Raw genomic sequence first — 23,350 nt, forward strand, 5'->3', positions numbered from 1 at the left:
AAAGGGAAATTCTATTTATTATGTTCAGAGTATTAGTGAAAAGTCAATGCTCAGGTTTGAAAATGAATTTCGTAAATCTGGGTGAGAAAGTTTGGAATCTTGCATGAACCAATCGGCAAACAAGTAATATCCAACACGCTAGTCCATGTAGAACATATTAAGATAAAAACGTATTATTTCGGAATCTTAAATCAGTCGCGACCACCCCCTTTTATGGGAAAGCCAGACTTTTCGTCGGGTACCATGACAAAGCTCCAGTTGCGATCCGGCCAATAGATATTCTGCTCATGGTGCTCAGCTGCAAGGTCCTGAATGTAGTGATAAGCATCAATCGCACCTTGCTCCATAGCTGCCTTTTGTTCGCTTTAGTGGAAGAATGGCTTGGAGGGAGAAATTCCTATAGTCTCAGGCATTCCCATCATTACCTTGTCTCGCTCTTTAACAGGTTCAATGCGTATTATTGCATGTAAATCTTCAAGCGCCCTTAAGTCATAAAACAGAAGAGTATAGAGAGGGTATTTCGAACCGTCTACAAATGTGGTTTTAGCCTGCCCTGCAGCTTGCGCAAGACAGTACAACTCCATAGTTTTGGAGTATTCGTAGGTATCCTGGTCGGTTGCTTTTAGTCCTCGTATGGACCTGAAAACAAGGCTAATTCTATAGGTCGAGCATTCCTATTGTCAAATAATGTGAGCCCAGACCTTACTTGATTGCGAGCCCTAGCGTTTATCATTGCGGTCCGCTAGACCTAACGCGCTAATCCCTATAAGGGAAAATCTCATAAAATTCTTTATTTCAGCATGTTAATTTAATCGATAAACTTTTTAGGACCCATTTTTGAAGCGAAAAGGCAACCTGTTTTTTCATATGCCCACCTGCCACTGGTACACCCACTATTTATAAAATATCAGTTAGTTAACAATCATCACAATGGTACAGTTCCGTAGGAACATTCTCAAACCAACCCCCTAATGTCATTTTCAGTTGTTTTTCATCTCCAAAACAATCTGTATCAGGAGATACAGGAATACCCTGCTCCACATGTTAATATTGCCATCACGAAGGTGTGCAGTCTACTCAGCTACTCACTAAGAAGGTTTTCATGGAGAAGCTAGAATTGCAGGCTCGATTTTTTCTGTTAGGTTTTCATGCACGTATTCATTTTCGATAATGGACTGTATCAGTCAAGCAGAAGTACCTGGTTGTTTATATTTGATATGGCAAGATCAAACTTCCTTATCTCTGACAAGCCAGAATTCAGGTACCCTGCCTACTTATTGCCAAGGCAGGAAGTCCAGAAATTGGAGGTAGGGTGCTGGGAATTTGTAACACACTATAAAATCGAGAGATTATAATATCCAATGTCCTCTTTAAAGCTGACCTCCTGCTCCCAAGTCATCCGACCTTAAAAACAGAGGCCAGCCCAACCTGCCGTTATTAAAGAATATTAATGAGTTAACAAAAACAGCGATTTCGTTTCACCCCTACTTATTTCGTTTAATCTGGATCTATTTCATTTTAAACGTCTAATAATCGTCTAATGAAAAACAGCCAATAACAGCCAACTCCCCACCAAGATTTTGAAGCACACCAATTAGGATCTTTTTGAAAGGCAGATTTTTCTTCAGCTCCATAGTATCCTGATTCGAACATTTCACAAATCCTAACCACTAAGTAAGCACTAATATCCAAATGTTAGAATCAATAATGAGGAGCCTAGGAAACATCTACGATTTCAGTTTCAAATAAAACATTCATATTCTAACTCTGTTTTTTAAACATGTATTTACCTGCAGGTGTATCGAACTAGTACCTGACTCGCAATAGACACGAAATCAACGGGTGAAATTTTACGTTTCCTCATTTTCCTTCATACATCTCCACATAAATGAACTCTGGGGTTACTTCCGCAAGGTATCAATGGGTCAGATATGACCTATTGGTCAAGTGAAACCATCAACCATACCTGGAATCCAATTCATGACCAATCATCATTGCTGGAATGTACTTTTAAATTAGTAGGTTGAATACATATTGAGGGGTGGCTGAATCTGGAGCGAAGTTTGCTATATATTTTATGAATTTATGGTTTTGCAATCAGTTCCCTAGGCTATAGAAACAAATTTAAATTGAGCCTAGTTTCAAGGGATGATGACTATGGTAATGGAGGAGAGGATATGTGGCTATGGACATTGACAGCTGTTACGCTGATAGTATTACTGGTATTTCTCACAAGGAAAAGGCTTAAAAAATAGGTTTTAGAAGAGTTACCTGCCTACCGCTATATAATACCGATGTGCACTCACCAACCTCTAATGGTCAGATATAACCTATTGGACAAATATGACCTTTGCTGAAGGCTCTCGTAATCGGCCTTGCTAATTTCTGTAGCGAAATACGGCCAACAAAACAGACTGATACCTCTATTGCCTCTGATTTAATCTGAGCTGGCATTCTACTTGCTCTTTATATTACAACGTCGAGTCTGATGTTGAAGATATCAAAAATATGTAACAGCCATCAGCATCCGTGCTTGTTGAGTGAAAATGTTTGTCGAATTACAAAGCGATGAACACACAATGGAGACATGGCATGAGAAGTGAAAAAACATTTATAGTCAAGATAAAAGCTGACATCGCTCTTGCAAGGGCTGCATTGGCCCGGTTCAGAGTTCGAGGAATGGCTTTTACAGGCGAGAAAAAAGACAGACATGATGAGCATATCGCCCATTTGGAATTGAAAATAGATCAAATCAATAGTGACCTTAGATATCGATACAAAGCGGGTGAACATCAGTGGAAGGATCTTGATAATGGTCTACTAAATAGCTTGAGAGAACTTCAAGCTGAGCTTTCAATGAGTATAGAGTCACTTCACAATGAGCATAATATGGTAGACACTCACGGTGAGGATGACGGACGATATCCTTATGGCGATCTAAGCGGTCGTTCTTCAGAGAAAACAACTGAGCGAGGAACAGTATCATGGGAGACAAGGGTGGCAAGAAAAACAAGAGCAAAAAGATAAAAGCAGAATCAGGAAACAGCCTAACGTGAGCCCGACTTCCGGCGTAACCCGCAATTCAAATTAAGAGTAAACGTATTTGGGAGGGTAACCCAATAACTGAATCATGGTTTTTTTGAAGGAAGTAATGCCAATGTATTCATTGAAGTGGCGTCGAGGGTTGATGAATGAGACAAAAGTATTGAGATAATTTTATTCGCGCCACATGCTGTTTGGGATAAATCTACTGAAAACACACGCAAAAAAAAGCATACAGGGAGATGAACTCAGAGGAGTGTTGCAATAATACGAGCGAACAACACAGTGCAGGATAAATTTAATGGCTTCAAAGCATGGTAGAAACAAACAGTAGCCCATCATCTCTTCTCGAAACTGATGCTGATCGGCGGCGTGAGATTCTTGGGAAGACCACTCTCACAGCTGAGCTGGTTTCCGCATTTTCGGGGGACCGACCGCTCACAAAAAAAGAGATACATCGGCTAGATGAAATAAAGAAAAAGCGTGGTCAATTATTTTACCCTGACCTTCTTTACGCCATTTCCCATCAGCACTTTCCTGCAGAAATAGCAGAAAACCTGTGGATTGAAATAATCCAGCACAAGAAGCAGGTATCAATATTGTTAGGAAGAAATATTAGGATTGTAGTTGCGGCACTGGATTATCTTTCAAATGTCACCTACAGGATGAATTCGCCAACAGTGGTATGCGAAACCGTTATTGAAGAGATAGTAGAACTGTCCCTTCGAGATGGTTTGACTGGATTGTTTAACCATACCTACTTTTATCAGCAAATAGACCTCGAGGTAAGACGATCACAACGATACGAGACGATAATTTCACTATTGTTGATAGATATCGATGATTTTAAGACCGTCAATGATACCTACGGTCATCAAGAGGGTGATAGAGTGCTCAACGTAATGGCAGGATCATTGCTCGTTGAAGCCAGGGATTCCGATATTTGTTGTCGCTACGGTGGAGAAGAATTTGCAATAATCCTCCCCTGCACAGATATTTATGAAGCATCAATTATTGCAGAAAGAATAAGGATAAAAATGGCCGAGCAGCTGCCTGATGGTAGGGAGGTAACTGTCAGCATAGGAGTGGCATCATATGGAGACAACGAAATTAAAACGTCTCAAGATTTTGTGAAGGACGCAGATACCGCTCTATATAGAGCCAAAAGCAGCGGGAAAAATCGGGTTTCAGAGACCAAAAGAGAAATGGATAATGGAAGGTAACAGTAAAAATTATTATAAAATACTTGGCGTTGCAAAGGATGCTGAGAATAATGATATAGATCGAGCCTACAGAAAACTCGCATTCAAATACCACCCTGATACCTGTAAAGAGAGTGATGGTGATGAAAAATTCAGAGAACTTAATGAAGCAAAAGAGGTATTAAAAGATCCTGAGAAGCGAAAACTTTATGACACCTATGGCAAAAATTGAGAGAAAGTAGGCTAGCTCCTCCCGACTGAAATATGATCACTTCATTTGGCATCTCCTTTGCCATGGCCTGCACACTATATCATAATTTACCGCCCTCTGGTATACGGCTTAAAACCTATCCTTCAAATCAGCGAAAGATGCAATGGTGTGAGCAGGCAGATTGCTAACAGTATGAAAGTAAGGTAAAATTATCAAGAGATACTTCGTAGTCTGAATGTTTCATATCTCACAACTTGATATCGATTATTTCAAATATGTATTGAATTATATTCAGTGCAACACAACGCTTCCCGGCTCAAAGCCATTGAGAATTATTTATGGAAAAAGCCTTTCTGCAAATATTCGATGATATCTTAGGGTCAGTTCGTGAGCCCCTGTTGGTGCTCGATGTCAATTTCAGGGTAATTAAGGCCAACCAGGCTTTTTACACCATCTTTGACGTCAACCCAGACGAGACGGTGGGAACCATTCTCTATGATCTTGGCAATCATCAATGGAATATTCCACGCTTGAGAGAACTGCTGGAGTCTATTCTTCCTCAGAATACTGTGTTTAAGGACTTTGAAGTTGAACATACCTTTGATAACATTGGCTTCAAGATAATGCACTTGAATGCCAGGCGAATTTATAGCAAGGAGAATAAAACTCGTCTTATTTTATTATCAATTGAGGATGTGACCGAACGAGAATACTACAAGAGACACCTTGAGGAAGCTGTTGCTGAGCGGACTGTCGAGCTAAGAACCGCACAGGAAAATGCAGAAAAAAGCAAACAAGTCACTGAGACTACTCTTGTACAGGTCCAACGGCTCAAGGATCAGCTAGAGGCAGAGCGCGCTTATCTCCAGGAGGAGATTAAACTTGAGTTCAACCATGACAACATCATTGGCCACAGTGATGAAATCAATTACGTCTTTTATAAGGTTGAGCAAATCGCAGCCACCGATACCAGTGTCTTGATCTTGGGCGAAACTGGTACTGGTAAGGAGCTGGTAGCCAGAGCAATTCACAGTTTAAGTAAGAGAAAAAACCGGGCCCTGGTCAAGATGAACTGTGCTGCGCTACCTGCAAATCTCATTGAAAGTGAACTTTTTGGTCACGAAAAAGGCGCCTTTACCGGGGCACAGTCCTGCAGAAAAGGGCGCTTTGAAGTAGCAAATGGAGCAACTCTTTTTTTGGATGAAATAGGTGAACTCCCCCTGGAATCACAGCCAAAACTGCTCCAGGTCATTGAGAACGGGAAATTTGAAAGACTCGGTAGTTCAGAGACCCGCACTGTTGATGTCCGTATTATTGCAGCCACCAACCGTAATCTGGAAGAGGAGGTGAATAATAAAAGATTCAGGGAAGATCTCTGGTATAGACTCAATGTCTTTCCCATTACGCTCCCACCTCTCCGTGATCGTCTGGGAGATATTCCTCTACTGGTTCAATTTTATGTAAAGAAAATTACCAAGCGATTGGGCAAGACCATAGAAATCATCCCTACACATGTAATGAATGAACTGCAACAGTATCATTGGCCTGGCAATGTTCGGGAGCTGGAAAATGTCCTTGAAAGGGCAGTGATCGACTCATCTGGTCCGAAACTTCACCTTGTTGATGAATTGAAAAAATCGTTTAAAGATCTCGCTGCTAGTCAAAGAACACTGCAGGCGGTTGAAAAAGATTATATCCTTAGGGTGCTTAACCAGACCGGCTGGAAAGTCAGCGGCAAAAACAGTGCTGCTGAAATCCTTGATATTGATCGCAGTACTCTCCGTGCCCGAATGCGTAAGCTTAATATCCAAAAGCCCTGAGTTCGTTTTGTAAACCTGCTAAACCCTCGCCAGCAGTGGGATTCCAAGGAGAGTCCCTTTCCTCTCAGTACACCAAAGTCCGCGAAGATTATAAAGGTCATATATGACAGACTGGTCATATATGATCACTTTTTCCTCCTCTGTTGGATTCATCACATACAAGTAGTTCTCTTTAATCACCCATAATCAATGCAGATACACTCAGTTTCGAGTGTTTTGTCCAATTGGCTCAAAGGTTGCTACTTAAAGAAGAGAATAGCCAACACTAAATAATTCTTCCAAGAAGGCGCATTTATCAAAGAGAACATCGGAATCTTTGACTGGCAGTACATCTCAGCTCCGGCATCTATTGATAAATAATTTGTTGTCGAATTCAAATTCCAGAGAGGCTCAAAATGCAATTATCAAAAGAAGATTTAAAAGCCGCAATTCTAAAAAAAGCTGAAACATCTAAAAAATCACAATTGTACATTAAGGACTTCTATAGCTGTGATCCTGAGACAAAACCACGTCAGTTAAAAAACTTGGCCAATGACCTTGTGAAAGAGGGCAAATTGATGTTTTGGTCATCTGGCTCAACTACCATGTATGCCCTGAAGAGTCGAATCAAGAATGAAGAAAGCTCTGGAGGGATCTAGCTACTATTTTCATAAAAATGTTTCCTTGTTGAAAATCGACACACAAGGGGGGAACACGTAGTCTCGGTACTCACTCTTTGGACCGGGGCTCAACTGCCTGACAATTAAAATCATGTTGTTTGGGTGTTGTGATCAATTTTATCATAGACCAGAAGTTGTAATACATGACTGCAATGTAAATGGAACCTTATGTTCCAATTTTAGAATAAGTACCAGATAGTTGAAGTATCATTTTTCTTTTTCCAAATAACAAGGGGATGGGTCATCAGACAATCCTTTCACCTAATGCTGTGAGCCAGAATACGATGATAATTGTCAGGACAGTTCTGAACAGTTTACCAGAGAAGCAAAAGGAAGTGCTACAAACGCTCCTCTCAATGGTTGAACCTCCAACTAACGGCAACGGACTCCTTGGTCATGGAATTTACAACGACATTGAAGACAAGTCGGTTTTTACGCTGATGTCAGAATGGAAAACTCGAAAACATGCCGATAGCCATTTGAGTTCAGATCAGTTCAGTGTGCTGCTTGGTGCCAGAATTTTGCTCAGCAAACCGGTTGAGGTTCAGATTTTTACGGTCTCCCTGGTGGAAGGAATGAGTGCAGTGCGATCAGTGCGAAAGGCTAAAGGCGATAAAAACTGGACAATACTATGAGGTATTCAGCAAATCGTCCTGTCTTTGCACTACAACAGTCCTCAGTTTGACGACGGAGAGTGGCTTCTACTTTTACGTCAAAAGCCATTCCCGGGAGCACAGAGAGAAACTCGATTAACGCTATATTTCTAGTGGCTGCACCACTCCAGACTGCATTGAGCAGTGTTATATCACTACCTTTAAAGGAATGGTCCGGCGCTAATTTCAGGAGGACATAAATATGCAGAATAGAACATTTTACACCGACCTCGCAGATGAACAAGTAAGAACAGCCCTTTTATTGGCTGCTGGGACAGGTAGCCGCTTGGCTCCCTTAACTGACTCGATGCCAAAGTGCATGGTGGAAGTTAACGAAATTACCATATTAGAACGATTAATTTCCACCCTTCAGGATCATGACTTTAACCGTCTCGTTGTTGTCGTTGGGCATCAGGGGGAATCTATTCGCAACTATCTTGGGGCCCGAAAAGGTGGAATGGATATCACCTACATAACAAGTCCTTTATACAAAACAACAAACAACATCTATTCCTTATGGCTTGCAAGAGAAGAGATAGACGAACCCTTTTTGCTAATAGAAAGTGATCTGGTTTTTGACTCAGAAATGTTGACGAATATGCTGTCCCCGGATCGAATAGCAGTCGCGAAAATAGAACCCTGGATGAATGGAACCACCGTTACACTTAATAATCATATGGAAATTGAGGCATTTCACAGCGCGCCCCTCTCACCAGATGAAGAGTACTTTAAAACAGTCAATATTTACAGTTTCTCATTGAGTAGTTGGCAATTGGTTAAGCAGCGATTGGATCAGTACATTTCAAATAACCAGGTGGACGGCTATTATGAAACTGTTTTCGCAGATTTGGTAAAGGACAGGTGTCTTATTTTCACGCCCGTATTCTTTGATAACAAGAGTTGGTACGAGATTGATACAATCACAGATCTTCGTGAGGCTGAATTGATATTTACCTCACTACAGTTGCCCGCCTTTGATGCAACGGCGGTTGGGGAAGGTTCTTCTAAGATTAAAGTGCCTTTACCAATGGCACCGACTTCGAACCTACTACAATAAACTCTAATGACAACTACAGAGCCTACTGCAGAAGAGCGATACGAACATATCTCCAGTCAACATGGTGGATTTTGGAGGCACGATTTTATAGATCATAACTATCTCTATAATCTCTATTATCCACCAGAGGAGTTTTTCAGTCATGCTCGCGATCATATCAAGCAATTGGTCCTCAACTATCCAGTGGGCCAGCAGGATCTGGCATACCTTGTGGGTACGTTGATAAATCAACCTGCAGAGAGAGTAGTTGTTGCCAACGGAGCAGCTGAGCTCATTAAAATTATTGCTGGGATACATCGTAAACTCATAGTACCGGTACCTTCATTTAATGAGTATGTAAACGCAGCACCAGTCAGTAATGTAATCCAGTTTCCTCTATGTCAGCAATCTTTTGAACTGGATGTGGACAAGTTCGCTGCTGTCGCTATAGACGGCAAGGCGCGATTAGCGGTAGTGGTAACACCAAATAACCCCACCTCGTTGTTGGTCCCCAAGAGTGAACTTCTTCGGCTGACTAAGATACTAGCACCTCATAACTGCATGCTCATCGTTGATGAATCTTTCATAGATTTTTCGAAAAACAGCGAGAATGGGTCGCTTGAAAACGAAATTGAAAGACATCAGAACCTGGTAATTTTCAAAAGCATGAGCAAGGCGTATGGCATTTGCGGCATCCGCATCGGTTACATGCTTACCGCAAATGCCGACTTTTTAGCAAAGGTCCGTAAGAGAGTTCATATCTGGAACATTAACGGATTTGCTGAAGAATTTTTACGAATGGCCCCAAAATATAAACAGAGGTTCAGGGAAAGTTGTGCTCAGGTTATGGCCGATCGAGATCTGTTTTACAAGCAACTGCAATCAATTCCGGGGATGATTGTTTATCCGCCTGATGCCAACTATATCTTCTGTCGCGTCCCGGACCACAGCATGTCCGGCCCGGAGGCAACCAAAAAGCTGTTTGTTGATCACAATATCTATATCAAACATTGCGAGGGTAAAACTATGCCCGAATCTCAGCGTTATCTCCGTATAGCAAGCCGTACCCAAAAGGAGAACTTCCTTCTGGTTGAAGCATTGCGGACTATTTTACAAGAGGGCTGTGAACCATGAAAAATCCTCAAGATAATGGTCCTGTAACAGAACCCGTCATTCAAAGGACAATACTTTCACATGTGGCAGATTGGCCCAACATCTGCTCCCTAAGCGGTCTTTTCTGCGCTGTCCTCGCCATATATTTTGCTGCTATTGGTATGTTTCACGCCTCAATGATCGGTATGATATGGGCGGTGGTTTTAGACTGGGCTGATGGGATTATCGCGAGAAAGATGAAAAATCGGACAGAAGCACAAGGTCTTTATGGTACTCAGCTTGACTCCATGATCGATATTGTCAGTTTTGGAATTTGCCCTGCAATCGTCCTTCTCAGTTATGGGTCATTTAGTCTGTGGTATCTCCCCGGTGCATTTATCATTATTGCTGCATCTGCACTTCGTTTAAGCTACTTCAATGTTTACGGCCTGGTGGATAAATCAAGCTATATGGGAATGGCCGTGGATAACAACGGCATTATTCTGGTTTTTGTCTTTCTGTTTAATGGACTACTCAATCACCATACATTTTCTATCATTCTGTATATCCTTATTTTATTGTTAGCCGCGTTAAATGTTGCACCAATCAAAACTCCAAAACTTACCGGCCGCTGGTTTTATGTCCTGATCATTTATGCGGTGGTGATAACAACAATACTGAGCTGGCAATGGTATCTCAAATAGAGTGTTTGTGGATATCCACAGCCTAAAGTGATTGTACATGACAACATATCGCCCTTTAAGAGAATGTATATCGAGCAATAAAAATGAGCTCCTGATTTGGGGAACGGACAGTTTTGCTCAATTTCCCTCCCGGGATTCTTCCATAAACTCACATTGTGATCGTGGTTTACCAGCTGCCTCTAGTGAGGATTTAGTGGTGTTACGGACAAACCAGGACCATGTCTATTGCAATTGGCTCCGTACCTAAGGGTTAGGGCCTTATGATGTTGTTGAATATAAAGAATCATCAAGGGAATTTTCTCTTTCAGAGTGCATCATCCAAAACCCTACCCCAATTCTCAATAAAATTAAGCAAATCGGTCGAAGGCCTGTTTACGTACCGTGGTATTCCGGTAGAAAAGAAGCTGAGGTTGCGAAAATACTTGGAGCGGATCTCTTTGGGGCGGCGGAGGATGTGACGACAAAGTATAACGACAAGGCCGAATTTAAGGAAATATGCCATCAACTCGGTATACCTGTTGTGACTGGAACATCTTTTAGAATGCACCCAGAGGAGGACACAAATGCAACAGATATGGCTGTGGTAATCAATAATATTCTCACAACCCATGAAACTGTGATTATTCGTGGAACCCTGGGGGAGTCAGGCATGTCCTTATATAAGACAACGGGCAATGACCTCCGAGAACTGTATGCGAAGATTTCAGCTACCGGTGAAAAAATGGTCATAATAGAGCCATTTTTACCTGTAATTTGCAGTCCCGGTGATCAGTGGACAATAGACAGAGCTGGCGTTATTGACCACATTGGCTTGACAGATCAGGTTTGCGAGAGAGGTATGGTCCACATCGGCACACAATATGGCCCTCCAATATCCAGGCGTCTCTACGAATTAATCAGCCAGACTTCGCTTAAAATTGTTCAACATATGTCAGAGTGGGGCTACTGTGGTGTAATTGGTATTGATTACATTGTGACCGATGAAAACGTCTACCCGGTTGAAAATAACGCTCGTTTTAATGGTTCCTCCTATCCCTGGCTTATCACGGATAAGATTAAAAAATGCCTGCCTTCAGTTGATTACTGGAAATTCATAAAGATAAAGACTCAGCCATGTACATTTGTGGAACTTGTCCACCGGCTTCATGACATTATCTACGACGGCAGAAGGGTGAATTCTATTTTTCCATATAATTGCAGGTTATTAAGTGTGACAGGAGCCTTTTCTGTTCTGTTGCTCGCCGAAGATTTGAACCATCTCACCTATCTTGAAGCACTCTTAGGGGAGCGAGGGGTGAGAAGAGGGAAATAATAGGCTCTCTACCTGTTTGCATGCCTGTTTTTTCTAAATATCCGCTTTATTATAAAATTCCTTAATAACAAATATTGTGATACAATTATTAGTTAAAATAGAACAGCACTTTAATTGGGTAAAATGTATTGGATTTTGTTTCAGTAACGTACCTTTCATAGAAAAAACAGAGAAAGCCAAAGCTGTTGAAAAGCAGGGACGGACCCCCTCAGACTCCAATTAACGCTGAGAACCATTCTTGGGATATCAACCATGACACTCGGCTTTGTTGGTTTGAGGGAACCTATGGTCGCAAAGAAAAAAACAGAAGATACAACAATACAGGTACAAGATTCAGTAACCCCGCGGCAAGTTGATACTGAAGCCAACAACACCTTCTCTGTCGTCGGAATAGGTGCTTCAGCAGGTGGCTTGGAGGCATTTGAAGAGTTTTTCAAGGCCATGCCGGAGAATTCAGGCATGGCCTTTGTTCTTGTGAGTCATCTCGATCCTCATCATGTCAGTATCCTTCCGGACCTGATCCAGAAAAAGACATCGATGAAGGTCTGCCAGGTCTCTGACAATATGCGGCTTGTTCCGAATCAGGTCTTCATCATCCCACCGAACAAGGAAATGGTTATCTTTAACGGTGCTTTGCAGCTTTTAGAGGTGTCAGTGCCGCGAAAGGCCAATCTACCCATCGATATTTTTTTTCGCTCCCTTGCCCAGGATATGGGAGAGAGAGCAATAGGTATAATTCTTTCCGGCACAGGTACCGACGGCACCACCGGTCTCCGATCTGTTAAGAGTGAGGGAGGTCTGGTTATTGCCCAGGAGCCTGGGTCGGCTAAATACGATGGTATGCCGAGAAATGCTGTTAATACCGGCCTGATTGACTATATACTGTCCCCCGGCGAGATGCCTGAGCAACTCATCAATTATGTTCGGCATGTGTCCGGCAAACAGACAGACAGAGTAATTGACGAAGATGATGCTTTGAAAGGCGTCATGCAGAAAGTATTTGTCCTGCTCCGTGCCGCTACTGACCATGATTTTTCACTCTACAAATCAAACACCATCCATCGTCGCATTGAAAGAAGAATGCATGTCCACCAGATCGATACACTCAAGGAGTATGTTCGGTATTTGCAGGAATCCGAGCACGAGATCACCATCCTCTATCGGGAACTGTTGATTGGTGTGACCAGTTTCTTCAGGGATTCCGATGCATTTATATCATTGCAGAACAAATACATAGCCGAAATAGTAAAAAATAAGCTCGATGATGATAATATCAGGATCTGGGTTCCGGGATGTTCCACCGGTGAGGAGGTCTATTCCATCGCTATCATTTTCCAGGAGTGTATGGAGGCGATGCAAAAACACTTCTCTGTACAGATTTTCGGTACCGACTTGAACGTTGAGGCTATTGAAGAGGCAAGGACTGGGATCTATAGTGACGCTGTGTGCGCTGATGTCTCTCCCGAGCGCTTGAAAAAGTTTTTCACCAGGGAAGAAGGTCACTACAGGATAAAGAAGAGCATTCGGGAGATGGCGGTTTTTGCTCCACAGAATATTATCAAAGATCCGCCCTTTACCAAGCTCGATATGCTTTCATGCCGTAACCTGCTTATTTACTTTGGCTCGCAACTGCAGAAAAAGGTGATGCCACTTTTTCACTACAGCCTCAAGCCGGAAGGCCTACTCTTACTAGGGCCATCTGAAACCATTGGACAGTTCACCGATCTTTTCACTCCTCTTGATAAAAAGTGGAAGATATTTAAGCGCAGTACAGCTGATAACATTCTTTTTGCCAAGAACCTCAGGTTCTCTCCCTCACCCACCCCTGCCCCCCCCCATGTTGACCCAGATATTCAAGGTCTTGAGGAAAAAAAGATTGGAGATTCAAGGTCTCTTGGCGATATAGATTCGCTCAAATTGCTGAATATGATTATTGCCCAAAGCGACATGTCAACATGTGTGATCATTGATGACCACGGGAACATTCTTTATATTCACGGTCGAACCGGGCGTTATCTGGAACCTGCTGAGGGAGAGGCAAACTTTAATATCCTGGAAATGGCACGACCAGGTTTAAGGACCGGACTTACCCAGGCCATCCGCAAGTTGGCAACCGAGAGGCGAGAAGTAACCGTTAAAGGGATGCAGGTTCAGGATCAGGGCGGTTACCTGGACTTTAGTCTTACCATCAGACCGTTGCCGCGTCTGCAAGCAGTCCGTCGTGGCTTGATGATGGTTATTTTTGAGGAAACCCCAATTCCTGAAAGTAAAAAGGCGAATAAGACAGAACAACAGCAAAGAGTGGTTGGGGGAGATGAACTGTCAAAGCTTGAAAAGGAGCTGCAGTACACTAAAGAAAATTTGCAGAGCACCATCGAGGAACTGGAAACATCCAACGAAGAGTTGAAATCCACCAACGAAGAGCTGCAAAGTACCAACGAGGAGTTGCAAAGCACCAATGAAGAACTGGAGACCTCAAAAGAAGAACTGCAGTCACTCAACGAAGAGTCAGCCACGGTTAATTCCGAACTGCAAGGCAGAATCGACGAGTTAGTCACAGCAAATGATGACATGAACAACCTGCTTGACGCTACTGAGATTGCCACAATATTTCTTGATATTAATCTGAATATCAGACGTTTTACTACCAAAGCGACCGAGTTAATCCCTCTGACTACAGTAGATATCGGTCGGCCAATCTCTCATTTCTCCTCCAAGTTGAAAGATGTTGACCTGAGCATACATGCCCAAACTGTTCTACAGGACTTGGGAAAATTGGAACTCGAAGTACAGGACACCGCTGGATCAACCTATCGCATGCGCCTGCGACCCTATCGGACGACAAACAATGTGATCGATGGAGTGGTGATCATCTTTGATGATATAACCGAAATGAAAAAACTGACCCAGGCAAAACGACTGGCTGCAATTGTCAACGCCTCCAGTGAGGCCATCGCTCTACACGACCTTACGGGCAATATTCTTGCCTGGAATAAGGGGGCGGTGAAAATGTTCGGATATTCTGAAGCCGAAGCTCTGCAGATGAATATCTTCGATACTGTTTCTGAGGAAAGTGAAAAAGAAATCAAGGCGATATTTGCCAGCATTAAAAAGGATGATGAAGCCAGGCCTATTTCCCTTGAAAGGAAAAATAAAGATGGAGTTAGAGTACCTGTCTGGCTAACAATTACACTGATTAATGATGAAAATGATCGCCCTGAGTTTATCGCCACCATGGAAAGAGACTTGAACCTGCTAAATAAAGAGGCTTTGCACAGTTTAACAGGAGACCAACATGGAACAGGCTAAGGGTGTACCTCGTACCAGCTTCGCTGAACTTCGCAGGCGGGCTCAGGCGTATTTGTCGGCCTCCCCTAGTGATGCAGAAGTACTATCCCAGGAGGATGTTATTAAGCTGGTGCATGAACTTGATACCTATCAGGTTGAACTCGAACTGCAGAACGAGGACCTGATTCAAGCCCAGAGGGAGCTTGAACAATCTCGCCACCGGTTTTCTGACCTTTATGATTTTGCTCCTGTAGGCTACCTGACCATAAGCGACAAGGGTGCGGTTATTGATGCCAATCTGACAGCCGCAGACATGCTTGGTGTACCAAGGGGGGACCTTTTTCTCCTGTCACTCTCGAGCTTTATCTATGAACCAGATCAGGATATTTATTATCTCAGCCGGAAAAAACTTCTGGACACAAGAGAACCGCAAACCTGTATTGTGCGTATACGAAAAGGTGACGACAACCAATTTTATGCTCATTTAAGGGCGGTTGTTGACCCTGATATAGATGATGAAGAGGGGCAATTTCGGGTAACGTTAACTGACATTTCAGAACAAAAAGAGTTAGAACTTGCTCTCTTACGTAGTAAGGAAGAATGGGTTCAAACCTTTGATGCCATCGCCGATATGGTTATCATTCAAGACAGTAATATGTGTATCCTAAAGGCCAATAAGGCAGTTGGGCTGTCCTTTGGATTGGATTATCAGCAGATTGTGGGCAAAAAATGTTTCGAGCTTTTTCATGGTTCACCAGACTATTGTCCTGATTGCCCCACTCTCCAAACATTGAAAGAGATGGCTATTCATACCCACACAATTTTCCATAAAGAGTTAGATAAATTTTTTATGGTCACCTCTTCATTAGCTCCCTTTAGCGCGAAAGATTCCTTATGCTGCGTTCATGTTGCCAAAGACATTACAGAGCAGAAAAAGAATGACAAATTGATCCAACAGGCCCAAAAAATGGAGTCCATCGGGACTCTTGCGGGTGGTATTGCGCACGAGTTCAACAATCTGCTTATGATAATGTTGGGTAGCAATGAATTTATCATCGAAGAACTCCCCCCATCTGGTCTTTGTAGAGAAAGTGCGGAAGAGGTTAAAATTGCAGGATTACGAGCAAGAGATGTGGTGAAACAGCTTTTAACCTTCAGTAGACAGGATAATTCTACGACTAAGGTAATAGATCTTGGTTATGTCGTAGAGGAATCCATGCAACTCATTCGGGCATCTACGCCTGCAAATATTGCGATTGAGCAGAGTTTGTCAGCAGATACGTATCCGATCATGGGTAATGAAACGCAGATAACTCAAATCATAATAAATTTATGCAAGAACAGCGCTGACGCTCTCCCTGCACAGGAAGGTCTAATAACTATAGAACTGTTAAATGAAACCATTGATAAAGAGCAGATTAGGCACCAGAAAAGATTAAAAGCCGGTGACTATGCTAAGCTGATAGTAAGCGATAACGGCATAGGAATAAATAATGATCTCCTTAGTAAAGTATTTGAGCCCTACGTTACAACTAAAGAAATCGGAAAAGGAACTGGCATAGGACTTGCCGTGGTCCACGGTATTGTCGAAAGTCATAGAGGGACGATACTGGTTGACAGTAATCCTGGCCAAGGAACGACCTTTACCATACTTATTCCAGCATATAAAGGTCCGCTGGAAGAGGAGATAGACGAGCAAGATGATCTTCCAACCGGAGAAGAATGCATTTTGTATATAGATGACGAGGCACCGATAGCACATGTTGGTAAACGCAATTTAGATAGCCTTGGTTACAGAACGGAAGCAACCACTGATCCCTTAAAGGCCGTAGAGATGGTCAAATCAGATCCATATAGATTTGACTTGATAATTACAGACATGGCTATGCCCAATATGACAGGTGATCAGCTGATTGATGAAATTTTGAAAATCCGCCAGGATATGCCAATAATCGTATGTACTGGTTATAGAACTGAAAATTTGGATAACAAGGCAAAAGACTTCCGAGGGTGTTCATTTGTCATGAAGCCTTTGGCTAAATCGGATTTGGCAATAAAGGTGCGCAACGTATTAGATAACGCTCAATAATCTCACCTCTCTGGAGTTTTTCTCCGAGTAAGGCAATCTTCAAGCCATATATTCAGAATGACGAAAAAACATTGATACCAAAAGAATGTTAGAGCAATCTGAAAAATTAATCTAGTGAAATGGACATTCGGTTTTCTGATAACTCAACGTCTTATTTCCAACTCACATCTTGGGGTAGTTCTACTATCAGACTTCTGCCCTTCAGCTATTTCGCCTGAGCCAATCGGCACAAAGGAGAAGATATTGATAATATTTTTTGCCGCAAGCCTTCGCTCAACCTGATTTTTCAGGACAAGTATAATTAGACACCCCGCCCTGTTGTCAGGAAGGCAGGAGGTCTGTAAAATAGAGGCAGAATGCCCAAAGATCGTATTTTTGTAATCACGTGTATTTTACGACTCCAGAATGTGCCTTAGAAGCGACACCCTTCTCCCAAGGCGTCCGACCCTAAAAACAAGAGCAACTCCAACCAGCCGTTATTAAGGGAAATTAACGAGTTACCCAAAACAGCGATTTCGTTTTCCCCCTACCTATTTCGTTTTATATGGATCTAATTCGTTTAAAACGTCTAATAATCGTCTAAAGTTTCTTTTGAAATCTTTGGATATGTTTCGGGTAATCCTTCGGAACATGTTATACCCACTTTTTTCAACCTACCTCTGTAAGTTACAGCACACAACATGTGAACCCTACTGACCTTTCTAACTTCGCCCAAAAATATCCTTTGCCTGAACTTCGTGACTTTGGTCAAATAAGCCAACATTTCTTTAGCGAAATGGATTCGTCACCAATACAGGGCAATTAGCTGCTCTTAGAACCTGTTCAGATACACTGCCTAAAAGAATTTTACCCTGTGTCTGTTTTCCATGAGATCTTAGAGGATTACATAACAGCACTGCCTCAGAGACTAGAATTGGCAAGGTTAACCATTTAAGCAAACCTGTAATTTATGACTATTCCTGTGTATACGTAACAAAACCCGTTTTTTCATGTTAATTTAGGTTTTTACCTTATTACTATTTTCGCTGTTTTTTACCTCCTTAGTCAAGTTTTTTCCCTATGAGAGTGAATAGCAGTTACCGGTTCCGAGAATGGGCCCTCAAGTATGCTCGTCGTAGGAACCGGTAACTGGTAGAACGGGTCACCAACCATCATCTAGTGCATACTCTGTCTTTGCTTTTTGCATGATATTGTCCATGGCTCTATAGTAATCACGCTGGGCTATGTTGTTAGAAAGACGACAGTATCGCTGGGTCGTTTTGATCCTCGTGTGGCCAAGCAGGTCCTGTATTGTAACCAGAGGCGCATCGGCGTTTAGCAGTTGTGTAGCCATGGTGTGACGAAGTTGATGGCAGGATACTTTGATCCCGCTCTTTTTGGAGTAATATTCCACTCGCTTCTGGATTCCACGCACAGAGATTGGTTTGCCCCTGTAGGTCCCTTTCTCTACCAGGAACATTCTTTTTTCTCTGGAAACTGGTCTCTTCCGTAGATATTTAGCTAAGGCAGAAGCGGCATCATTGCTGATATACACAACTCTATCTTTATTGCCTTTACCAGACCTCACCATTATCTGGCTCCTGTTGTAATCAATATCGCTGAAAGTCAGACCAGCAACCTCTTCCACTCTGAGCCCGCATCTTAACATGATCATAAAGATCGCAACATCACGGGGTTTTGTGACCACTCTTAAAAAACGTGTAACATCAATATCCTGTAGATGTTGTGGCAAAGGGCTTGGAAGTCGCAGAGACATCCTCCGGCTTACAGGGTTGCAGATAGTATTGTCTACTTCGTCCAGTAAGTATCCATAGTACCTCCGAATGGCGATCAAGTGGCTATTTATCGTTTGTGCTACGAGCCCCCTATCAAGAAGGATATCTATATAACGTTTGATATCATCTACACTTACCTCATTAACTGGTATTGCTACCCAGACCACAAAACGTTGTAATCTATGAAGATAATTTTTGATCGTATGAGCGGATAAATTTCTTCTCCTCAAATACTTCTTGTAGTTCGGAATTGACTCTATGAGGTTCATAGGTGCCTCCGTTTTCAATGGCTGTCATTGCTTTAAAGTATTCTACCTCCCTCGTGGCATCAGATAGCCTGGCATAACGCCTGGTTATCTCGATGGATCTGTGTCCGAGGAGTTGTTGTAATACCTCAAGTCTTAAGCCTGCATTGAGCATATCAGTTGCGAAAGTGTGGCGTAGGCTGTGTAGGCTGTATCCCTTGCCAGTAAGGCCAGCCATCTCTATTGCATTTTTCATAACCGTCCAGGCAGCAACGTAACTGATATTGTGCCGGGAATGACTGTAAAATAGATAATGCCGTTCTGGATCACGGATGGCTAACCAGCTCTTCAAAGCTTTTTCCGCATCTTCGCTATAGTAGACAACCCGGCCTTCATAATTCTTCTCCCCTACATACAAAAGGATCTTTCTCTCTGAGAAGTGAATGTCAGACACTGAGACATTTAACAGCTCACCGATCCTCATTCCTGTTCGTAGCAATAGTAGAATGAGTGCTTTATCTCGAATGCTCTTAAGTTGAGTAAAAATTGCGGTAACATCTTGGGAGGGGATTGCTTTTGGAAGTACTACTTCGCGTTGAATATGGATTTTCTTATGAAGTATTTCATAAGGTAAAATCTCCCTATCAACCAGGAAACGTATGAAAGCATAAAGTGCTCTCAACTTGGTTCTTATTGCACCGACCTTAAGACCTTTATCCTGATCTAAATCAACATAACGACCTATGACTTCATTCGTTACGTCTTCAATATTTACCTGCAATCCTTCTAGGAACTGCAAAAATGAAAGAAGGACACCACCAGATGAAGAAATGGTAGATGCTGCAAGATTTTTACTATATTTTTCGCGAAGGTAAGCTATGGACAGCTCAGATCCGGTACAATTGCTTTTTTGTAAACGTTCGCAGAAACGATCAACCGTTGCACGTCTCTTTGAGGGCCGAAACAAATCCATTACCCCATGAAGAGGTGAAAAAATTAGTTCAGGATGGGATGAATCTCGGCCTGCATCAAGACGTTCTAATGGATGATAATCGACAGGCCAGGGTTCAACCGCTTCATTAGTGCCAGAGTAATTTGGGTAGTAATTATTAAATGAACAGATTGGAATGGTCATTTTGCCTCCTTTTCCTTTTGTAGAAAAAACAAGGTTTTAATGACCATATTCTACCATATGGTTATTTCATCTTTTGTTACGTATACTTCCTGAGAAGGTAGATAAGTCTATTATCTGTGAATTGATCAGAAATGGAGCAACTGTAGACCTAAGCTTACCAAAGAGCAGTCAACCTCTAAAGCTGGCCAACGAATTTAACATTGCCAGTACGAAGGAGAGTGGGCTACTAATTTACTCTGACAGAAGGTGTCTTCTGAGATATGCTCTACAATTCAACTATTTGTTTTATTCGTGAAAGGATTATTGGAACTCTGGATTGGCTCGCCCATCCGGTGGAAGATGACCAGGAAGCGCCTCATGAAATAGATGACTTTCTAAAAGATCCTGGAAACTTTCAACCAGGTGCTTTCGCAATGCAGTTTCAGCCTGAACGATCTCTCCTCCCACTTCGGGCCTTCCGTCCAATACCGTCACTATATCCTCCATGTCATGGCTCATCAGGTAATCACCTTCGCCCCGGTTTCTGAAGGCTGCCAACTTACATGCAAGGAAATATGGTGCTGTGATCATGTATATGCGTTTCCCTGATGGCAAAGATTGGAGAGTTGCCGCCTCGAAGGCTTCTTGGTACCATTCGCTTCCGAAACCAAGTAATTCTGGATTAGTCGGCATAACATCCAAGAGAAGGCCACCTGCTTTCCAGCGGCAAATAGGAGCATTCTCACTGCTGTCTTCTTGGAAACCTCCTGATCGCAACTTTTCAGCCAACAGATAATACTCAGTCATGGTAGCTACCTCAGTAATGACATCCACATCCTGTGTTGCACGAATAGGAGGTGCGGCCATGTCTGTGAGTAGCAAACCGGTGGCACAACCACCCAGGAAAACCAGTTGATCGATCAATTCGTCAAGGAGTTCAACAGCTATTTCAAGGATTTCAATATTTGGGTTTGTTATCCGATGCATATTGCCTCAATCGCAAGCTCAATTTTTGAATGGCTATCTTTCTCTCTCTGGCTCGACCGCTGCGAATCACGTCCACCAAGGTTAGCAACTGATAGAATTCTTTATCGGTACGCGCGGCCTGGGGTGCTGACTTATGGAGCGGTCGAAAAGAGATGCCACGAACCTCTCCATCTGGATCAGGCCAAACCGGGGGCGGCTCCATAGCGGAGCTGACAAACAATTCAGAAAGTGCTGGAGCTGCATAGGCTGTCGGCATTCCCCTTGTCATCTCTCCCTGCTCAGCCCAAAAGACATATTTGAGTCCATGGATAAGAAATTCCTCAAGGTTGCTAAAATGAGGCACTATCTTATCATTCTGTCTTATCGCTAATTTTGCAGCCAACATCCGTTTGACTGCCGCATGAATCTGAGATGGGCTTATCCCTAGCTCCACAGACAAAATAGGATAGGACCATGGTTGTGATTTCATTACAACCAGCTTAAGCAGTATAAAAATATCCTGTGACTTCAACATATGCTATTCTCCATTCTAGATTCCAGAATAAAGAATAGTATAGGCAAAGAAAAAGTACAAATTAATTTTACTTTTTCCGAGCTTTGTTACCATGAAATAGAGATTCCAGTTGGCAATTATAAAGCAAGAAAGAAATTCAAGACTTTACATTCCTAATATGGTGGACCTGCCTACTACCACAAAACTGCTTAGAAATGGAGCAACTGCAAACTGAACCTTACCAAAGTAACCTCAGCTAATGAGCGTGGAGCTTTACATTGCCACAATGAAGATTTGTAGCTTAACCACCTGCTTCAAAAGTAGATTAAACTGCCCCCTGGCAGTTGGAATAAAAGAAAATTGACGGGAACAAATATATCTACCTAGCTGGAATTGAAAGAGGGAGGGAAATTTTGAATAGTTCTCTGCACGCAATCAACAATCCTGATTGCATGATTTGGGAGATTTTTTTGGAAGGGGTATACCACCCTGCAGCTGTGTCAATGATTGCACACAGCTGCAAGCAACTACATAACATTTATATGTTCAATGTATAGCACCATTTTTGCTAGCCTTACGGTGCTATCATTTACACAACACTTCTAACCAACCGGCCAAAACCACCCGGAATTGTACCAGATGACCAGAATGCACGACCCTGCTTAAAATCAACAAACCAATACCCACCCGGCTTTCGTTGGGCATCCACAAAGACAAAGGGTTGTTCTTTCGAAAAACAAGGGTTCAGATAAATGTCCTTCTTGTTTTTAACAGGTTCCATTAGAGACATTGCCTCTTCCATTGTCGGCAATCTCCAATCGGAAAAACCACCATAACCGGCTTTATTCAGCTTTTCGATTTCACGCTGTATATGGCGAGTGGACCCAATATCAATCCCTCCTGCCTGCCACATCAAATTAGTACGTAAATCAACAACAATTTCCTCATTGCCTGATACTGCTAACGAATTCTCAAACCTGCCTTCAGGATTGAGCTCTCGGTCAAAGAAATCCCACTTTTTTATAAGCGGTTCAATCTCATCATCGGTGATGATTTTAGCTTCTACTGGTAACGCAACAGTTTCACCTTTATACTCAGTACATGTCACATCGGGCAGCTGAGCGCCCATATCCTCAACGTATTTTTCCACGACCTCTGGAACAACCAGATTGGAGTCACCATTATCCAGGACATTATCAATCAGCCACTGCTTAATAGTCTCATTGATGGCGTAACTCTTCTCAAAGATAGATGACGTGCCCTGCCCTTCAACACAATCTTTAATGATATTCACCGGAGCCTTAATTTCCGCCATAATTTTTGCATGTTTGACAGCTCTTTCCATCAAACATAGCTTTGGTGTTTCACCCCAGTTATCTACAAAAAAGTAGTACACACACTCATCATTGTTGCGCACTCTCTCCCGACCACCCCAGGATTCGAACGTTCCAAAGGATAGAGCGGGATCCATCTCCCAATCAATTGGGCTGATGGTCTGATCACCAACTTTCAACTTATGAAACATCCCCATAAAGCACCTCCACATCACATTGTTATACAGATTTTGACTTTTCCCTCTAATTCCTTACAATATTAATAAGCATAAAGAATCTTTCGTTAACTAGCCC

19 protein-coding genes and 1 pseudogene are annotated in these 23,350 nt (G+C 42.5%); 12 read left to right on the forward strand and 8 right to left on the reverse strand.

Annotated features, from left to right (window positions below):
• Positions 1 to 191: 191 nt before the first annotated feature.
• Both ACX6CI_RS14420 and ACX6CI_RS14425 read right to left on the reverse strand, forming a co-directional pair.
• A complete protein-coding gene (locus ACX6CI_RS14420; protein WP_458774344.1) occupies positions 192 to 347 on the reverse strand; it encodes a hypothetical protein in 156 nt (51 codons plus the stop codon).
• A gap of 18 nt (positions 348 to 365) precedes the next feature.
• Positions 366 to 584, reverse strand: a complete 219-nt coding sequence (locus ACX6CI_RS14425; protein ID WP_458774345.1) for a hypothetical protein — start codon at positions 582 to 584, stop codon at positions 366 to 368.
• A gap of 2,008 nt (positions 585 to 2,592) precedes the next feature.
• Between ACX6CI_RS14425 and ACX6CI_RS14430 the strand changes: the two genes are divergently transcribed.
• The 12 genes and pseudogenes from ACX6CI_RS14430 to ACX6CI_RS14485 all read left to right on the forward strand — a co-directional run bounded on the left by ACX6CI_RS14430 (position 2,593) and on the right by ACX6CI_RS14485 (position 17,108).
• Complete coding sequence (locus ACX6CI_RS14430; RefSeq protein ID WP_458774346.1) at positions 2,593 to 3,027, forward strand: hypothetical protein; 435 nt, start codon at positions 2,593 to 2,595, stop codon at positions 3,025 to 3,027.
• 329 nt (positions 3,028 to 3,356) lie between these two features.
• Positions 3,357 to 4,265, forward strand: a complete 909-nt coding sequence (locus ACX6CI_RS14435; protein ID WP_458774347.1) for a GGDEF domain-containing protein — start codon at positions 3,357 to 3,359, stop codon at positions 4,263 to 4,265.
• Positions 4,255 to 4,467: pseudogene (locus ACX6CI_RS14440) on the forward strand (DnaJ domain-containing protein); the annotation flags it as partial. The gene ACX6CI_RS14435 and the pseudogene ACX6CI_RS14440, both read left to right, overlap by 11 nt.
• A gap of 326 nt (positions 4,468 to 4,793) precedes the next feature.
• The gene (locus ACX6CI_RS14445; RefSeq protein ID WP_458774348.1) at positions 4,794 to 6,275 is read left to right on the forward strand and encodes a sigma-54 interaction domain-containing protein; all 1,482 of its coding nucleotides are present in this window, start codon (positions 4,794 to 4,796) and stop codon (positions 6,273 to 6,275) included.
• A gap of 395 nt (positions 6,276 to 6,670) precedes the next feature.
• Positions 6,671 to 6,913 carry a dissimilatory sulfite reductase D family protein gene (locus ACX6CI_RS14450; RefSeq protein ID WP_458774349.1) on the forward strand — a complete coding sequence of 81 codons (243 nt, stop codon included), beginning with the start codon at positions 6,671 to 6,673 and terminating at the stop codon, positions 6,911 to 6,913.
• Positions 6,914 to 7,218: 305 nt separating this feature from the next.
• Entirely contained in the window at positions 7,219 to 7,569 is a 351-nt protein-coding gene (locus tag ACX6CI_RS14455; RefSeq protein ID WP_458778471.1) for a putative quinol monooxygenase, read from the forward strand.
• A gap of 220 nt (positions 7,570 to 7,789) precedes the next feature.
• A complete protein-coding gene (locus ACX6CI_RS14460; protein ID WP_458774350.1) occupies positions 7,790 to 8,644 on the forward strand; it encodes a phosphocholine cytidylyltransferase family protein in 855 nt (284 codons plus the stop codon).
• A 6-nt stretch (positions 8,645 to 8,650) separates the two neighbouring features.
• Positions 8,651 to 9,757, forward strand: coding sequence for a pyridoxal phosphate-dependent aminotransferase (locus tag ACX6CI_RS14465; RefSeq protein ID WP_458774351.1), 1,107 nt, complete (start codon positions 8,651 to 8,653; stop codon positions 9,755 to 9,757).
• On the forward strand, positions 9,754 to 10,419 hold the full coding sequence (locus tag ACX6CI_RS14470) for a CDP-alcohol phosphatidyltransferase family protein (protein ID WP_458774352.1): 666 nt from the start codon (positions 9,754 to 9,756) through the stop codon (positions 10,417 to 10,419). The genes ACX6CI_RS14465 and ACX6CI_RS14470 overlap by 4 nt, the downstream gene beginning before the upstream one ends.
• Positions 10,420 to 10,873: 454 nt before the next feature.
• Positions 10,874 to 11,731 (forward strand): ATP-binding protein, encoded by an 858-nt coding sequence (locus tag ACX6CI_RS14475; RefSeq protein WP_458774353.1) that lies wholly within the window; start codon positions 10,874 to 10,876, stop codon positions 11,729 to 11,731.
• A 252-nt stretch (positions 11,732 to 11,983) separates the two neighbouring features.
• Positions 11,984 to 15,040, forward strand: a complete 3,057-nt coding sequence (locus ACX6CI_RS14480; RefSeq protein WP_458774354.1) for a chemotaxis protein CheB — start codon at positions 11,984 to 11,986, stop codon at positions 15,038 to 15,040.
• Positions 15,027 to 17,108, forward strand: coding sequence for a PAS domain-containing hybrid sensor histidine kinase/response regulator (locus ACX6CI_RS14485; RefSeq protein ID WP_458774355.1), 2,082 nt, complete (start codon positions 15,027 to 15,029; stop codon positions 17,106 to 17,108). Before ACX6CI_RS14480 ends, ACX6CI_RS14485 begins: the two co-directional genes overlap by 14 nt.
• Before the next feature lie 767 nt (positions 17,109 to 17,875).
• On the opposite strand, the gene ACX6CI_RS14490 is transcribed toward ACX6CI_RS14485, so the two are convergent.
• The 6 genes from ACX6CI_RS14490 to ACX6CI_RS14515 all read right to left on the reverse strand — a co-directional run bounded on the left by ACX6CI_RS14490 (position 17,876) and on the right by ACX6CI_RS14515 (position 23,253).
• Positions 17,876 to 18,004, reverse strand: a complete 129-nt coding sequence (locus ACX6CI_RS14490) for a universal stress protein (protein ID WP_458778472.1) — start codon at positions 18,002 to 18,004, stop codon at positions 17,876 to 17,878.
• Positions 18,005 to 18,249: 245 nt separating this feature from the next.
• Positions 18,250 to 19,152, reverse strand: a complete 903-nt coding sequence (locus ACX6CI_RS14495) for a tyrosine-type recombinase/integrase (RefSeq protein ID WP_458774356.1) — start codon at positions 19,150 to 19,152, stop codon at positions 18,250 to 18,252.
• Positions 19,064 to 20,263: a tyrosine-type recombinase/integrase gene (locus ACX6CI_RS14500; RefSeq protein ID WP_458774357.1), complete on the reverse strand. Its 1,200-nt coding sequence runs from the start codon at positions 20,261 to 20,263 to the stop codon at positions 19,064 to 19,066. The genes ACX6CI_RS14495 and ACX6CI_RS14500 overlap by 89 nt, the downstream gene beginning before the upstream one ends.
• A gap of 300 nt (positions 20,264 to 20,563) precedes the next feature.
• Entirely contained in the window at positions 20,564 to 21,229 is a 666-nt protein-coding gene (locus tag ACX6CI_RS14505) for a hypothetical protein (RefSeq protein WP_458774358.1), read from the reverse strand.
• Complete coding sequence (locus ACX6CI_RS14510) at positions 21,201 to 21,743, reverse strand: hypothetical protein (protein ID WP_458774359.1); 543 nt, start codon at positions 21,741 to 21,743, stop codon at positions 21,201 to 21,203. Before ACX6CI_RS14510 ends, ACX6CI_RS14505 begins: the two co-directional genes overlap by 29 nt.
• Before the next feature lie 568 nt (positions 21,744 to 22,311).
• Positions 22,312 to 23,253, reverse strand: a complete 942-nt coding sequence (locus tag ACX6CI_RS14515) for an Lcl C-terminal domain-containing protein (protein ID WP_458774360.1) — start codon at positions 23,251 to 23,253, stop codon at positions 22,312 to 22,314.
• Positions 23,254 to 23,350 lie beyond the last annotated feature (97 nt).

Source organism: Desulforhopalus glucosivorans (assembly GCF_054397165.1).